Genomic DNA, 13,339 nt, shown 5'->3' with positions numbered 1-13,339 from the left:
GGACGCGATACGGGGCAACCCGCCGAAAAAACGTAAATCGACGGCTTCGGCGCATGCGCGGGGCAGGAGCGTTCCGGGGTCACACGGGGGTGCCGGGAGTTGCTCGGCCGGTCTCGCTTCGGGGCGTGAGACCTGGGGCAGGGGCCCTCAGAAGGCGCGCATTCGACACATACAACGAGCACCGGGCGTCATCGTCGCCTCGGTCGCAAGGGTGCGGCTGCTCGTCGTGGTCATGGGCCCAAGTAAACCAGACGTTCCCCGTCACCGATCAAAGGTGTCCGAATAGCGGACGGATTTTGGCCGCATACCGGACAGGTGTGGTCAGGACCGATCGTCCGTCTCGATGGTCAGTCCCTCGGCTCCGACCAGTACGGACACGGCCGAGAGGTCCCTGACGATCACGTCCGCGTCGAGTTCGGCGGCCGGGTGCGTTGTGGTCAAGGCCACGGTGGTCATCCCGGCGGCGCGGCCCGCGGCCAGGCCGGCGGGGGCGTCCTCGAAGACCGCGCAGCGGGCCTGATCCACCCCGAGCCGGGCGGCCGCCAGCAGGAAGGGCTCCGGGTCGGGCTTGCCGCGGGTGATGTCGTCGGCCGCCACCATCTCGGGGAAGTCGATGCCGACCTCCCGCAGCCGGGCCTCGGCCAGCGGACGGGTCGCGGAGGTGACCACGGCCCAGCGGCCCGCGGGAAGGGCCGAGAGCAGCTCCTTGGTCCCGGGGAGCAGGACCACGCCGCCGGCCACGTCCTCGGTCTCCAGCACCTCGATCCGGGCGAGCGCGGCGGCCCGTACGTCCTCGGGCAGGAGGTCGGCGATGATCTCCGCGGCCGGGCGGCCGTGGAGCTCCACCGCGGCGAAGTCCTCCTCGGTGATCCCGTACTCCCGGGCCCAGCGGGTCCAGCAGCGGTGCACGGATTCCATCGAGGAGATGAGCGTGCCGTCGTTGTCGAACAGCAGCGCGTCGAATTGCGGGCCGAGCTTCCCATGCAGCAGGTTCATACCTTCCAGGAAAGCCCGGGGGCAGGGGTGAGCGCATCGGGTCTTTCGGCCCGTAATACCCTCGCTGCATGCTCGACGCCCTGACGGTCGCCATCGGCGTGGCCGCACTCGCCCTCGCCGCCTGGTGCGGTTTCGCCGCCTGGCGGGACCAGCCGACCAAGGACTGGCATTTCATCGGCATGGCCGTGGTGACCGTTCTGGTCCTGGCCCAGCTGGTGATCGGCCTGGTCCAGCTCGCCCGCGGCGAGAAGCCCGGCCAGGGCACGGTGCTCTTCCTCGCCTACCTGGTGGGCGCCTTCGCGGCCATCCCGGCGGCGGGGCTGCTCTCGCTGAGCGAGCGGACCAAATGGGGCTCGGTGACGGTGGCCGCGGGAGCGGTCGTCCTCGCCGTCCTCGAAGTACGGCTCTACGACATCTGGGGAAACACCGGTGCCTGATACCGACACGGACGCCACGGCCGCCGCCACCCCGCCGGCCGGGCGCAAGCGACTGGTGACCGGGCCCGGGGTGCTGCTGGTCTGGTTCTACGGAGTGATCACCGTCGGCGCGGTCTCGCGCTCGATCTACCAGATCTCCACCGAGTTCGACCGGGCGCCGCTCGCGTACTCGCTGTCGGCCGTGGCCGCGCTGGTCTACGCCTTCATCACGTACTCGCTGGTGCGCGGCGGGGAGACGGCCCGCAAGGCGGCGCGGATCTGCTGCGCCGCGGAGCTGGCCGGCGTGCTCGTCGTGGGCACCTGGACCCTGGTGCGGCCCGAGGCCTTCCCCGACGCGACCGTGTGGTCGGACTTCGGGATGGGCTACCTGTTCATCCCGGTGATCCTGCCGATCACCGGGATGCTCTGGCTCAGGGCCAAGCGCTAGGCGCTAGGCGCCAGGCGCTAGGCGCTGACCGCGAAGTCGGTGGCCTCCTTGGCCTCCTTCTCCAGGATCACCAGGCGGACGCCGTCGGACGCGGTGCGTCCGCCGACCTGGGTGTAGCCGGCCTTGCGGTAGAGCCGCAGGTTGGACTCGCTCTTGTGGCCGGTGAACAGCCGGAAGCGGGTGGTCGCGTCGTTGCCGGACAGGGCCGCCTCGACCGCGCCCAGCAGCCGGGCGCCGAGGCCGTGGCCCTGGAGCCGCGGGTGCACGCAGAGCTTGGCGATCTTGCCGGTGCCCTCCTCGTCGACGGTGCCGCGCACGGCGCCGACGATCTCCTCGCCGAGCCGGGCCACCAGCACGGTGTCCGAGGCCAGTTCGGCCTTGAGGGAGTCCAGGGACTGGGTGAGCGGCTGGATGCGGTAGTTGCCGTACAGCTCGGCCTCGCTCTGGAACGCCAGATACTGCAGCTTGATGATCTGCTCGGCATCCTCGGCAGTTGCCGCCGAAATGGTCACGCTCATGCCCATGTGCGCATGCCTCCCGCTCACCTGGTGGCCTTCTGGTCTACCGCTCCATTCCCCGCAGGGCGGGAGCCGCAACCTCTACGGCCAGCATTCTGCGCAGACATCCCAGGCAACGGGAACGGACGGGCCCCAAACTTCCTTGTGAGATACCCAACTCTCCTGCGATTTCACGGTAAGTGAGGTCCCTGGGCGACAGAAGTGCCCTCATGAGCTCCGGACACCTTCCGGGCAATCGGGCGACCGCCGATCGCAGCGCCCGGTTCTCCTCGCCGTGCAGGAGGGCGTCTTCCGGTTCCGCTCCCGTGCTGGTACGGGTCCCCGCGCCGGGCCCGCCGTGCACCGAGGGCCGGTCGTACGGGACTTCGCGCCGGGCCCGGCGCCGCGCCCGGCGGGCCTCCCCGCGCACCGCCCGGCGCAGCCAGTCGGCGGGTTCGGCGGGGATGCGGGGGTGCTCCAGCAGCCTGACCCAGACGGCTTGTTCCAGGTCGGCGGCGTCCACCCCGGTGCCCGCGGTCTCGGCGGCGGCTTCGGCCGACAGCAGCGGGCGGAGCGTTTCGAACAGGTCGGGGAGATCAGCCTTCAGCAGGTCCATGCCGGGCGGGACGCGAAGGCCGTGCCGGGCGGTTTCCCCGCCGGGCACGGCCCACTCGTACGAGAAGCTCCGGTCGGACGTTGACGGTCAGACTCCGGCGGACCGGCCCCGGCGGACGGGCCCCGGCGGACGGGCGCGGGTGCCTAGGCCTTCACGCCCCGCCCCGGGCGGAAGGCCTCCGCCGCGAGCAGTCCGGTGTCGGGCTGGTCGGTGAAGATCCCGTCGATGCCCTGGTCGAAGCAGGCCTTGAAGGCGCCGAAGGCGTCCCCGTAGGCCGTCGGGTCGGTGCCCTTGCGGAAGTCGGCCGGCAGGAAGCTGTTCTCGTTGCGCGCGGTGTAGGGGTGCAGGATCAGCCCCTGCGCGTGGGCGTCCGCGACCAGGGTGGTCGGGGCGCCGAGCTTGCCGGCGGCGTCGCGCGGCAGGATCAGGTCCATGGTCGGCCCGATGCCCTGGGCGAAGCCGGCGATCCACCGGAGCCCCTCGGGCTTGACCAGATCGGTGACGGTCCGGGGGTCCTTGGCCAGCTCGAAGTCCCAGGGGCGGGTGCCCGCCGCCGAGAGGAGCACCACGCGCGGGGCGGACACCAGCCGGGAGAGCCGCTGGATGCTGGAGGGTTCGAAGGACTGCAGGAAGAGCGGGGCGCCCCGGCCGTCGCGGCCGTAGCGGCGCAGCAGCCTGGCGAGGGGCTCCTCCAGTCCGAGGCCGAGGCCGCGGAAGTAGCTGGGGTGCTTGGTCTCCACGTGCAGCCACACGCGCTTGCCGCGCCGCCGGCCCTCGCGGTCGGCCCAGCGGAGCACCTCTTCGAAGGTGGGGACGTCCCAGCGGCCGTCGTAGAGGGTGTTGCGCTGCCGGAGGGCGGGGATGCGTTCCTTCGCGCGCAGGGTCTTCAGCTCGGCGAGGGTGAAGTCCTCGGTGAACCAGCCCGTGACCGCTACCCCGTCGACGGTCTTGGTGGTCTTGCGGGAGGCGAACCCGGGGTGGTCGGCGACGTCCGTCGTGCCGCCGATCTCGTTCTCGTGGCGGCACACCAGGTGGCCGTCCTTGGTGGGCACGAGGTCCTGTTCGACGACGTCGGCGCCGAGGTCCAGCGCGAGCTGGTAGGACCCGAGCGTGTGCTCGGGCCGGTAGCCGCTGGCTCCCCGGTGGCCGATGACCGTCGGCACCGGCAGGTCGCGGTAACCGCCGCCCTGCCCTCCCCCGTGGCCGCTCTCCGCGGCTGCCGCCGGACCGGCCCCCGCCGCGAGTCCGCCGAAGGCTCCGCCCGCCGCCGCGACGGCCGCGCCCAGTACCGTGCGCCGTGCTGCCCCACCCTGCGTCATGAGTGCCACTCCCCCTCGGACAAGAGCCGGGCGTCCCGGGATCTCCGGGGCCTGCGGCCCGAATCCGCGTGCCGATGGTAGGCAAGCGCGGGTGGCGGGCGGGGGTGCGGCCGCGGAACATGGCGGAAACGTGCGTCAACACTGCGTATCCACCTCGTGAACCCGATGTGCGATCAGACCGGACCCGCGAGTATCGTCCTCACCTGCACTACCGCCGCGTGGTGGGTGCGAGAACCCTAGCTTTTCGATGCCGGAGGGCCCACGTTGTTCCGTACGCGCCTGATCAAAGCCACTGTCGGACCCGTCATGCGCCTGATGTTCCGCACCCGTGTCGAGGGCATCGAGAACATTCCGGGCACCGGGCCGGTGATCCTCGCGGGCAACCACCTCACCTTCATCGACTCGATGATCCTGCCGCTGGTGTGCGACCGCACGGTCCACTTCATCGGCAAGGACGAGTACGTGACGGGCAAGGGCATCAAGGGCCGGGCCATGGCCTGGTTCTTCACCGGTGCCGGCATGATCCCCGTGGACCGCGACGGGGCCAACGGCGGCGTCGCCGCCCTGATGACCGGCCGCCGCATCCTCGAGGAGGGCAAGATCTTCGGGATCTACCCCGAGGGCACCCGCTCCCCCGACGGACGCCTCTACCGCGGCCGCACCGGCATCGCCCGGCTGACGCTGATGACCGGCGCCCCCGTCGTCCCCTTCGCGATGATCGGCACCGACAAGCTCCAGCCCGGCGGCGCCGGCATGCCGCGCCCGGGCCGGGTCACCGTCCGGTTCGGCGAGCCGATGGAGTTCTCCCGGTACGAGGGCATGGACCGCGACCGCTACGTGCTGCGCGCCGTCACCGACTCGGTGATGGCCGAGGTCATGCGGCTCTCCGGCCAGGAGTACGTGGACATGTACGCGACCAAGGCGAAGGCCGCGTAGCGCCCCTACTGCCGTTGCAGTGACCGGCTGACGCCCGCCGCGGTCGTCGTGGCGAGGACCCAGCCGGTCACGATCAGCAGGTACGACAGCCACTGGTACCAGCCGTCCGGCGCGAAGGCCTCCTCCTGGCCGAAGCCGATGATCGGCAGCATCAGGTCGATCGTGTAGAAGACCGGATTGAACTCCGGCGACTCCCCCACCTTGAGCGGGCGGGGGTGGTGGAACCAGTACGCGACGGTCCCCGTGATCAGCAGCGCCAGCAGCCAGCCCGCGGCGCGCAGCGGGCGGAAGCCGTACCCGACGGTGGCGTCCTGAAGCAGTCCCCAGAGCCTGGCGTGCCGGGGCAGGGTGCGGCGGTGCCGGCGCAGTTTGGCGAGCTGCACGGTGCGGGCACCCGCCTCGTCGCCGACCGTGCGGTAGGCCGCGGCCAGTTGCTCGTAGGCGTAGGGCAGGTAGCCGGACTCCTCGCGTTCCAGGGCGGGCAGCCGCTGTTCGGCGGGCAGGTGCGGGGCGAGCGTGCGGTAGGTGAGCCCGTCGATCCGGATCTGCGCGGGCCAGGTCGAGGGCGGGACGTGCAGCAGGTCGAACGTGGAGCGGCGCAGGTTCACGCCGCCCTGGACGGTCGGGCAGGAGCGCAGCCACACCTCGCCGGCGACGCAGCTCGACGCGCGCAGGGCGACCCCGCCGGGGTTGACGAGGCGGGCGTAGGCGAGGTTGAGCTGGCCCGGTATCCGGGAGCCGGTGAGGTTGACCCGGCCGCGGGCCTCCAGCCGCATGGCGCGCAGGTCGGTGCCGAGCGTCAGGGTCTCGGCGTGCAGGGCGGTGCCGCCGGGGGCGAGGAGCCGGGCGTCGTCGAGGTTGATCTGGCCGCCGACGGTGGCGCCGTTGATGCGGGTCTGGCCGTGGACGGTGAGTCCCGGGGCGATGACGTCGGTGCCGATGTCGGCGTGGTTGAACTGGAGCGGGGGCTCCTCGGACTCCGCCGCGCCGGGCGTGCCGATGACGGCCCGGGTGAGGAAGAGCCCGCCGGCTATCCGGGCGCCCGCGAGCCGCACCGGCCCGGTGATGCGGCAGCAGGAGAGCCGCAGCACGACGTCGACGGCGACGGTGGCTCCGGTCAGTCCGGGCAGCGCGGAGTCCGACAGCACCAGGGCCCGCAACTTGGCCCCGTAGACCAGGGGCTTGCGCTCGAACCAGCAGCCGCGCAGCCGGATCGCGTGGTCGACGACGGCGTACTTGAGGTTGAGCTTGCCGGTGATCCGCGCGCCCCGGACGTTGAGGCCCGCGACCTGGCCGTTGGCGGAACTGCCGTTCAGCAGCAGGGCGGTGAGCACCTCGGCGCGTACGGTCCGTTCCGGGCCCCAGCCGGCCCCCTCGGAGGCGTCCTCGTCGGGGCCCTCGCAGAAGTCGACGCGCTCCCCGAGGGGGAAGGCGTCCCGTACGCGGCGTTCGGCCGGGGTCAGATCGGTGATCTCCATCGCCGGGATGGTGTCCCGCACGCCGAGGGACTGTCAACTGCCTGCGGGACATCACCCCCTGACGATCCGCCACGCGGCGTCAGTGCTCGATGCCGTCCTGGAGCTCCTGCCCCTTGAGGAGGAACCAGGCGGCCACCGCGGTGGCCAGCAGGACGGCCGCGCCGACGCCGGAGGCCAGTCGCAGGCCGTCCACGAAGGCGTCCTGGGCGGCGCCGACCATCTGCTGGGCGGTCTGCGGGTCCAGTGACTTGGCCGCTTCGACGGCGCCGCCGAGCGATTCGTGGGCGGCGTCGGCGACGGGGCCGGAGACGGAGGCTGGGGCGGTGAAGCTCTGGTAGACGCCGGTGACGACCGAGCCGAGCAGGGCGATGCCGAGGGCGGCGCCCAGTTCGTAGGCGGTCTCGGAGACGGCCGAGGCGGAACCGGCCTGCTCCTTGGGGACGCTGGAGAGGATCACGTCGGCGGTGACCGTGAAGGAGAAGCCGGCGCCGAGGCCGACGACGAGCAGGGCGGCGCCGAGCAGCGGGTAGCCGGTCTCCTTGTGGATCACGGTCAGTGCGGCCAGCGCGATGCCGATGGCGGCGAGGCCTCCGGTGACGATGACCCGTACCCCGTACTTGCGGGCGTACCTGCCCGCGACCAGGCCGGTGACCACGGCGCCGACGGCGGCGGGCAGTTCGGCCAGGCCCGCTTCGAGCGGGTCGCGGCCCTGGACGAGCTGGAGGAACTGGGAGAGGAAGAAGACCAGTCCGGACAGGCCGAAGACGGTGAGCAGGTCGGCGAGGACCGCGCCGGAGAATCCGCGGTGCCGGAAGAGCCGCATGTCGAGGAGCGGGGACGGCAGCGTGAACTGGCGCCGTACGAAGGTGTAGAGCGCGCCGGCTCCGATGGCGGCGGCCACCCAGACCTCCCAGCCCGGGCCGTGGGTGGCGATCTGCTTGACGGCGTAGACCACGCCGATGATGCCGACGAGGGAGAGGCCGACGCTGAACAGGTCCCAGGGGCCGGCGACCGGGTTCTTCGACTCGGGCAGCAGCTTGATGCCGACGATGACCAGGACGATCATCACGGGGAGGTTGATGAGGAAGACCGAGCCCCACCAGAAGTGCTGGAGCAGGGCTCCGCCGACCACCGGGCCGACGGCCGCGCCGGCCGAGGCGGTGGCGCCCCAGATGCCGATGGCGAGGCTGCGTTCCTTGGGGTCGTGGAAGATGTTGCGGATCAGCGCGAGGGTGGAGGGCATCAGGGTCGCGCCGGCCACGCCGAGCAGGGCCCGGGCGACGATCATCATCTCGGGGCTGGTGGCGTAGGCGTTGAGGACCGAGACGGCGCCGAAGGCGGTCGCGCCGACGAGGAGGAGCTTCTTGCGGCCTATCCGGTCGCCGAGGGAGCCCATGGAGACGAGCAGGCCGGCGATGACGAAGGAGTAGATGTCGCCGATCCACAGGAGCTGGGTGCCCGAGGGCTTCAGGTCCTCGCTGAGGGCGGGCGTGGCGAGGCCGAGCACGGTGGCGTCGACGGCGACCAGCAGGACGGCGAGCACGAGCACGGAGAGGGCGAGCCAGCGCCCGCGGCGGCGGCCCTCCGCCCCCGGGGTCCGGGTCAGCTGTTCGGTACGGCTCATTTCTCCACACTCCGTCGTGCGCCACCGAGCAGCAACTCGATGATCATGTACTGAAAGTCCTTGGCCGCGACCCGGCCGTCCATGACGGCCCAGGCGCAGGTGCCGATGAGCCCGTAGAGGGCCTCGGTGAGCCAGGCGGGGCTCAGGTCGATCCGGATGTCGCCCTCCTGCTGGCCGCGCCGGAAGAGGGCGCCCACGCGGGCGTCGAGGCGGGCCCAGCCCTCGTTGACCTGGTCTCCCTCGAAGAGCTGGTTCTCGGTGACGAGGAAGGCCAGCAGCTCGGCGTTGGGCTCCGCTTCGGCGACGAGCCTGCGGAGCGCGTCGATCGCCGTGCCCTCGTCGAGGCGGGCGTTGTCGAAGGCCACCTCGAACGCGCGGATGCCGAGCTCTTCGAGCGCCCGTACGAGGGCGTCGCGCCCGGCGAAGTGCCGGTGGAGGGTCGCGCGGCCGATGCCTGCGGCCCTCGCGACCTCGTCCATCGTGGCGGTCGACTTGCGGGAGAGCAGCGCGGCGGCGGCGCGGAGCACCTGGTCACGGTCCATAGCCATGAGACAAGCATAACCCGAATGAGACGTCGGTGTCTCATTTAATAAATGGAGTGCCCCCTCGGGCACCGAAAGGAATCCTGCCGTGATGAACCCGAAGCCCCTGCTGCTGATCGACGTGGACGGCCCGCTGAACCCCTACGCGGCCAAGGCCCAGCGGCGCCCCGAGGGCTACCGCACCCACCGGATGCGCCCGACGGGCTGGACCGGCGCCGAGAGCGCGAAGCCGTTGCGGGTCTGGCTGAATCCGGACCACGGGGCGGAGCTGCTCGCGCTCGCGGAGGCGTACGAGCTCGTGTGGGCGACCACGTGGAAGGGCGAGGCGAACGAGTGGATAGGCCCGCACCTGGGCCTGCCCGAGCTGCCCTGGATCGAGTGGCCCCGGATGCACGGGCGCGCACCGGCGGGCACGTTCTGGAAGACCCAGTACATCCTGGAGTACGCGGGCGAGCGGCCCTTCGCCTGGATCGACGACGACATCTCGGACCTGGACCGCGCCTACGTGGAGCAGCGCCATCCCGCGCACGCGCTGCTGCTGCGGATCGACGAGCGGATCGGCCTGGTCCGGGCCGATTTCGACGCGCTGGCGGGCTGGGCCGGGCAGCACGCCGGCTACTGATCGCCGAACGCCGGAGGGGCGGTACGGGCCGTGCGGCCCGTACCGCCCCTCCGGGCACGGCGGTCAGTTCTTGTGCGTCGCCCAGGCGTGCTGGATGACCAGGTCGGCCTTCAGCTCCGTGAGCTGGATCGCCACCGCCGACGGGGCGGTGCCGCCGCGGCCGTCGCGGGAGGCCAGCGCGCCCTTGACGTTGAGGACCTTGCGGACCTCCGGGGTCAGGTGCTCCGAGATCTTCGCGAACTGCTCGTCCGTGAGCTCGTCGAGCTCGATCCCGAGCCCCTCGCACTCCTTGACGCACTCGCCGGCCACCTCGTGCGCCACCCGGAACGGCACGCCCTGCTTGACCAGCCACTCCGCGATGTCGGTGGCGAGGGAGAAGCCGGCCGGGGCCAGGGCCTCCATCCGCTCCCGGTTGATCGTGAGGGTGGCCATCATCCCGGTGAAGGCCGGCAGCAGGACTTCGAGGGTGTCGCAGGAGTCGAAGACCGGCTCCTTGTCCTCCTGGAGGTCCCGGTTGTAGGCCAGGGGCAGGGCCTTCAGGGTGGCCAGCAGGCCGGTCAGGTTGCCGATGAGGCGGCCCGACTTGCCGCGCGCCAGCTCCGCGATGTCCGGGTTCTTCTTCTGCGGCATGATCGACGACCCGGTGGAGAAGGCGTCGTGCAGGGTCACGAAGGAGAACTCCTTCGTGTTCCAGATGATGATCTCCTCCGCGATCCGCGACAGGTTGATGCCGATCATCGCGGTGACGAAGGCGAACTCGGCGACGAAGTCGCGCGAGGCCGTGCCGTCGATGGAGTTGCCGACGGAGCCGCGCTCGAAGCCGAGGTCGGCGGCGACCGCCTCCGGGTCCAGGCCGAGCGAGGAGCCCGCGAGGGCGCCCGAACCGTACGGGGACACCGCGGTGCGGGTGTCCCACTGGCGCAGCCGCTCCGCGTCCCGGGACAGGGCCTGCACGTGGGCCAGTACGTGGTGGGCGAAGAGCACCGGCTGCGCGTGCTGCAGGTGGGTGCGGCCCGGCATGGCCACGTCGGCGTGTGCCTCGGCGAGGCCGACCAGCGCGTCCTGGAGGTCGGCGACGAGACCGCCGATGATCCGGGCGTGGTCGCGCAGGTACATCCGGAAGAGGGTGGCGATCTGGTCGTTGCGCGACCGGCCGGCGCGCAGCTTGCCGCCTAGGTCGGCGCCGAGCCGCTCCAGCAGGCCCCGCTCCAGTGCGGTGTGGACGTCCTCGTCGGCGATGGTGCCGGTGAAGGAGCCGTTCTCCACGTCGACCGCGAGCTGGTCCAGCCCGGCGATCATGCGGCCGAGTTCCTCGGCCGTGAGCAGGCCCGCCTTGGCGAGCACACGGGCGTGGGCCTTGGAACCGGCGATGTCGTACGGGGCCAGGCGCCAGTCGAAGTGGACCGACGCGGACAGCTTCGCGAGGGCCTCGGCGGGACCGTCGGCGAACCGGGCGCCCCAGAGCCGGACGTCACCACCGTTGTTGCTGCTCACAGCTACTGCTCCTCAAGAACGTGCATGGCTTCGGATGTGCAACCGGCTCCCCGTCGCGGAGGTGACGGGGAGACGGTCCGTACTACGGTGTCAGATCAGGCGAGGTCGCGGCGGGCGGCGATCTTCGAGGAGAGGCCGAAGATCTCGATGAAGCCCTGGGCCTTCGACTGGTCGAAGGTGTCGCCCGAGTCGTAGGTCGCGAGGTTGAAGTCGTACAGCGACTCATCGGACTTGCGGCCGGTGACGACGGCGCGGCCGCCGTGCAGGGTCATCCGGATGTCACCGGTGACGTGCTGGTTGGCCTCGTTGATGAAGCCGTCCAGCGCCCGCTTCAGCGGGGAGAACCACAGGCCGTCGTAGACCATCTCGCCCCAGCGCTGCTCGACCTGCCGCTTGTAGCGGGCCAGCTCGCGCTCGACGGTGACGTTCTCCAGCTCCTGGTGGGCGGTGATCAGCGCGATCGCGCCCGGGGCCTCGTACACCTCGCGGGACTTGATGCCCACGAGGCGGTCCTCGACGATGTCGATCCGGCCGATGCCCTGGGCTCCGGCGCGCTCGTTGAGCTGCTGGATCGCCTGGAGCACGGTGACGGCCTTGCCGTCGATGGCGACCGGGACGCCCTCCTTGAAGGAGATGACGACCTCGTCGGCCGCGCGCGGGAGGGCGGGGTCGGCGGTGTACTCGTAGATGTCCTCGATCGGCGCGTTCCAGATGTCCTCCAGGAAGCCCGTCTCGACGGCGCGTCCGAAGACGTTCTGGTCGATGGAGTACGGGGACTTCTTGGTGGTCGCGATCGGCAGGTCCGCCTTCTCGGCGAAGGCGATGGCCTTGTCGCGGGTCATCGCGTAGTCGCGGACCGGGGCGATGCACGTGAGGTCGGGGCCTAGGGCGGCGATGCCGGCCTCGAAGCGGACCTGGTCATTGCCCTTGCCGGTGCAGCCGTGGGCGACGGTGGTGGCGCCGTGCTTGCGGGCGGCGGCCACGAGGTGCTTGACGATGGCCGGCCGCGAGAGGGCCGAGACCAGCGGATAGCGGTCCATGTAGAGGGCGTTCGCCTTGATCGCCGGGAGGCAGTACTCGTCGGCGAACTCGTCCCGGGCGTCGGCGACCTCGGCCTCGACCGCGCCGCAGGCGAGCGCCCGCTTGCGGATGACGTCCAGGTCCTCGCCGCCCTGACCGACGTCCACCGCCACGGCGATGACCTCGGCGCCCGTCTCCTCGGCGATCCAGCCGATGGCGACGGAGGTGTCCAGACCGCCTGAATAGGCGAGTACGACGCGCTCGGCCACGGGGTTCTCCTTACACGGTGCATCCAGCGATAGGCATAACTATGCAGGACTCCGTATGTTTCGTCAATCGAACTGCGGGGTGACCTCGCTGACCAGCGTGAATAAGGGCGGCGGCGATTCATGACGGCCTCTACCATCGACGAACGAGACGGGGAGGGCACATGGGAGCCGGTGCACGGGAGAACGCGCGCGCGGGCCGGAAGGCCGCGGCGGCGCTGAGCGACGGGGAATCCGGGCCGGCCGTCGGGCAGGTCGTCGGACCGGCCGCCGGACCTGTCGACGGACCCGCCGACGGACCCGTCGCCGACGTGCTCGCCGGGTACGGGCCCGAGGCCTGGACCGCCTTCGACGAGGAGGTGCGCGCCCGGGCCCGCTCCTGGTACCGCCCGCCGGCCGCCGACCGGATCGAGGCACGGCTGTGCGCCCCCGACGGACGGGTCCGCGAGGGCGCCCTGATCGCGTCGGACGACCCGGTGCCGGAGCTGGTCCTGATCCGCTGCGCCGACTGGGCCCCGCCGGTCCGCGAGCGCGCCCGGCGGATCCTCCTGCGGATCGTCGCCGGCGACCCCGCCGGGCACCTGGTCCGGCTGACCCCGCTCGCCCTGCGGCTCGGCCGGCGCGAGCACGGCGTCTGGGCGCTGGAGCTGTTCGAGGGCGCGCTCCGGGAGGAGCCCGGCGCCCTCGCCGCGCTGCGGGACGGCACCGACCTGCCGGCCCGGCGGCTCGCCGCCCGGCTGGCCGTCGCCGCCGGCGGGACGGGCGTACGGGAGCTCGCGCGGCAGGCCGCCCGCGAACTGGACCCGGCCGCGGCCCAGCTGTGGACCGACGCGGCACTGCGGACCATGGCCACCGCCGGACCGGACGACGTGGTGGTGGACACCCTGCTGGGCGGGCGCCTCCCGATGGTCCGGGCCGCCGGGGTCACCGCCCTGCGCGGGGCCGGCCGGGCGGACGAGGCCGCGCGGCACCTAGGCCGTCTCTTCCGGATCTTGCCGGGCCCGCGACGCCCGGCACCGCGCCCGGCCGCACTGCCGGGGCGACCACGTACGCCCAGTACGCGAA

General features: G+C 71.8%; 13 protein-coding genes and 1 pseudogene. 5 read left to right on the top strand and 9 right to left on the bottom strand.

All coding sequences use genetic code 11. The features are described 5' to 3' along the window. Nucleotides 1-321: 321 nt before the first annotated feature. Complete coding sequence (locus tag ACIA8F_RS25340) at nucleotides 322-996, bottom strand: HAD-IA family hydrolase (RefSeq protein ID WP_399382076.1); 675 nt, start codon at nucleotides 994-996, stop codon at nucleotides 322-324. Nucleotides 997-1,064: 68 nt separating this feature from the next. Between ACIA8F_RS25340 and ACIA8F_RS25335 the strand changes: the two genes are divergently transcribed. Further along, complete coding sequence (locus ACIA8F_RS25335) at nucleotides 1,065-1,433, top strand: hypothetical protein (RefSeq protein WP_399382074.1); 369 nt, start codon at nucleotides 1,065-1,067, stop codon at nucleotides 1,431-1,433. Then, nucleotides 1,426-1,860 (top strand): hypothetical protein, encoded by a 435-nt coding sequence (locus tag ACIA8F_RS25330; protein WP_383954761.1) that lies wholly within the window; start codon nucleotides 1,426-1,428, stop codon nucleotides 1,858-1,860. Before ACIA8F_RS25335 ends, ACIA8F_RS25330 begins: the two co-directional genes overlap by 8 nt. Nucleotides 1,861-1,877: 17 nt before the next feature. Here ACIA8F_RS25330 and ACIA8F_RS25325 read toward each other — a convergent pair whose 3' ends face one another. The 3 genes from ACIA8F_RS25325 to ACIA8F_RS25315 form a co-directional block, all read right to left on the bottom strand. Further along, nucleotides 1,878-2,384 carry a GNAT family N-acetyltransferase gene (locus ACIA8F_RS25325; protein WP_383954763.1) on the bottom strand — a complete coding sequence of 169 codons (507 nt, stop codon included), beginning with the start codon at nucleotides 2,382-2,384 and terminating at the stop codon, nucleotides 1,878-1,880. A 37-nt stretch (nucleotides 2,385-2,421) separates the two neighbouring features. Continuing rightward, entirely contained in the window at nucleotides 2,422-2,973 is a 552-nt protein-coding gene (locus tag ACIA8F_RS25320) for a sigma-70 family RNA polymerase sigma factor (protein ID WP_399382073.1), read from the bottom strand. Between the two features lie 143 nt (nucleotides 2,974-3,116). After that, nucleotides 3,117-4,292 (bottom strand): glycerophosphodiester phosphodiesterase, encoded by a 1,176-nt coding sequence (locus ACIA8F_RS25315; RefSeq protein ID WP_399382071.1) that lies wholly within the window; start codon nucleotides 4,290-4,292, stop codon nucleotides 3,117-3,119. 315 nt (nucleotides 4,293-4,607) lie between these two features. Here ACIA8F_RS25315 and ACIA8F_RS25310 point away from each other — a divergent pair, with 315 nt between their 5' ends. After that, entirely contained in the window at nucleotides 4,608-5,228 is a 621-nt protein-coding gene (locus tag ACIA8F_RS25310) for a 1-acyl-sn-glycerol-3-phosphate acyltransferase (RefSeq protein WP_267756847.1), read from the top strand. A 5-nt stretch (nucleotides 5,229-5,233) separates the two neighbouring features. Here the strand turns inward: ACIA8F_RS25310 and ACIA8F_RS25305 are convergent, their stop codons facing one another. The 3 genes from ACIA8F_RS25305 to ACIA8F_RS25295 form a co-directional block, all read right to left on the bottom strand. Further along, a complete protein-coding gene (locus tag ACIA8F_RS25305; RefSeq protein WP_399382070.1) occupies nucleotides 5,234-6,706 on the bottom strand; it encodes a membrane-associated oxidoreductase in 1,473 nt (490 codons plus the stop codon). A 79-nt stretch (nucleotides 6,707-6,785) separates the two neighbouring features. Beyond that, the gene (locus ACIA8F_RS25300; RefSeq protein ID WP_399382068.1) at nucleotides 6,786-8,330 is read right to left on the bottom strand and encodes an MFS transporter; all 1,545 of its coding nucleotides are present in this window, start codon (nucleotides 8,328-8,330) and stop codon (nucleotides 6,786-6,788) included. After that, nucleotides 8,327-8,878, bottom strand: coding sequence for a TetR/AcrR family transcriptional regulator (locus tag ACIA8F_RS25295; protein WP_399382066.1), 552 nt, complete (start codon nucleotides 8,876-8,878; stop codon nucleotides 8,327-8,329). The genes ACIA8F_RS25300 and ACIA8F_RS25295 overlap by 4 nt, the downstream gene beginning before the upstream one ends. An 85-nt stretch (nucleotides 8,879-8,963) precedes the next feature. On the opposite strand from ACIA8F_RS25295, the gene ACIA8F_RS25290 reads away from it, so the two are divergent. Beyond that, a complete protein-coding gene (locus ACIA8F_RS25290; protein WP_399382065.1) occupies nucleotides 8,964-9,494 on the top strand; it encodes an HAD domain-containing protein in 531 nt (176 codons plus the stop codon). A gap of 63 nt (nucleotides 9,495-9,557) precedes the next feature. Here ACIA8F_RS25290 and argH read toward each other — a convergent pair whose 3' ends face one another. Together argH and ACIA8F_RS25280 are read right to left on the bottom strand one after the other, a co-directional pair. After that, the gene (argH, locus tag ACIA8F_RS25285) at nucleotides 9,558-10,988 is read right to left on the bottom strand and encodes an argininosuccinate lyase (protein WP_399382063.1); all 1,431 of its coding nucleotides are present in this window, start codon (nucleotides 10,986-10,988) and stop codon (nucleotides 9,558-9,560) included. A gap of 95 nt (nucleotides 10,989-11,083) precedes the next feature. After that, nucleotides 11,084-12,277 (bottom strand): argininosuccinate synthase, encoded by a 1,194-nt coding sequence (locus ACIA8F_RS25280; protein WP_399382062.1) that lies wholly within the window; start codon nucleotides 12,275-12,277, stop codon nucleotides 11,084-11,086. A gap of 161 nt (nucleotides 12,278-12,438) precedes the next feature. Between ACIA8F_RS25280 and ACIA8F_RS25275 the strand changes: the two are divergent. Beyond that, nucleotides 12,439-13,339, top strand: a pseudogene (locus ACIA8F_RS25275) (hypothetical protein); the annotation flags it as partial.

It is taken from the genome of Streptomyces sp. NPDC051563 (assembly GCF_044454225.1).
Lineage (GTDB): Bacteria > Actinomycetota > Actinomycetes > Streptomycetales > Streptomycetaceae > Streptomyces.
Note: the sequence above shows the minus strand (reverse complement) of the source record. Positions and strands in the feature narration are given on the sequence as shown.

Bases quoted from the DNA above. Each gene is read 5' to 3' on its own strand.
- ACIA8F_RS25320 (WP_399382073.1), bottom strand. From the start codon at position 2,973: ATGGACCTGCTGAAGGCTGATCTCCCCGACCTGTTCGAAACGCTCCGC.
- ACIA8F_RS25300 (WP_399382068.1), bottom strand. From the start codon at position 8,330: ATGAGCCGTACCGAACAGCTGACCCGGACCCCGGGGGCGGAGGGCCGC.
- ACIA8F_RS25310 (WP_267756847.1), top strand. From the start codon at position 4,608: ATGTTCCGCACCCGTGTCGAGGGCATCGAGAACATTCCGGGCACCGGG.
- ACIA8F_RS25315 (WP_399382071.1), bottom strand. From the start codon at position 4,292: ATGACGCAGGGTGGGGCAGCACGGCGCACGGTACTGGGCGCGGCCGTC.
- ACIA8F_RS25325 (WP_383954763.1), bottom strand. From the start codon at position 2,384: ATGGGCATGAGCGTGACCATTTCGGCGGCAACTGCCGAGGATGCCGAG.
- ACIA8F_RS25305 (WP_399382070.1), bottom strand. From the start codon at position 6,706: ATGGAGATCACCGATCTGACCCCGGCCGAACGCCGCGTACGGGACGCC.
- ACIA8F_RS25340 (WP_399382076.1), bottom strand. From the start codon at position 996: ATGAACCTGCTGCATGGGAAGCTCGGCCCGCAATTCGACGCGCTGCTG.
- ACIA8F_RS25290 (WP_399382065.1), top strand. From the start codon at position 8,964: ATGAACCCGAAGCCCCTGCTGCTGATCGACGTGGACGGCCCGCTGAAC.
- ACIA8F_RS25335 (WP_399382074.1), top strand. From the start codon at position 1,065: ATGCTCGACGCCCTGACGGTCGCCATCGGCGTGGCCGCACTCGCCCTC.
- ACIA8F_RS25295 (WP_399382066.1), bottom strand. From the start codon at position 8,878: ATGGCTATGGACCGTGACCAGGTGCTCCGCGCCGCCGCCGCGCTGCTC.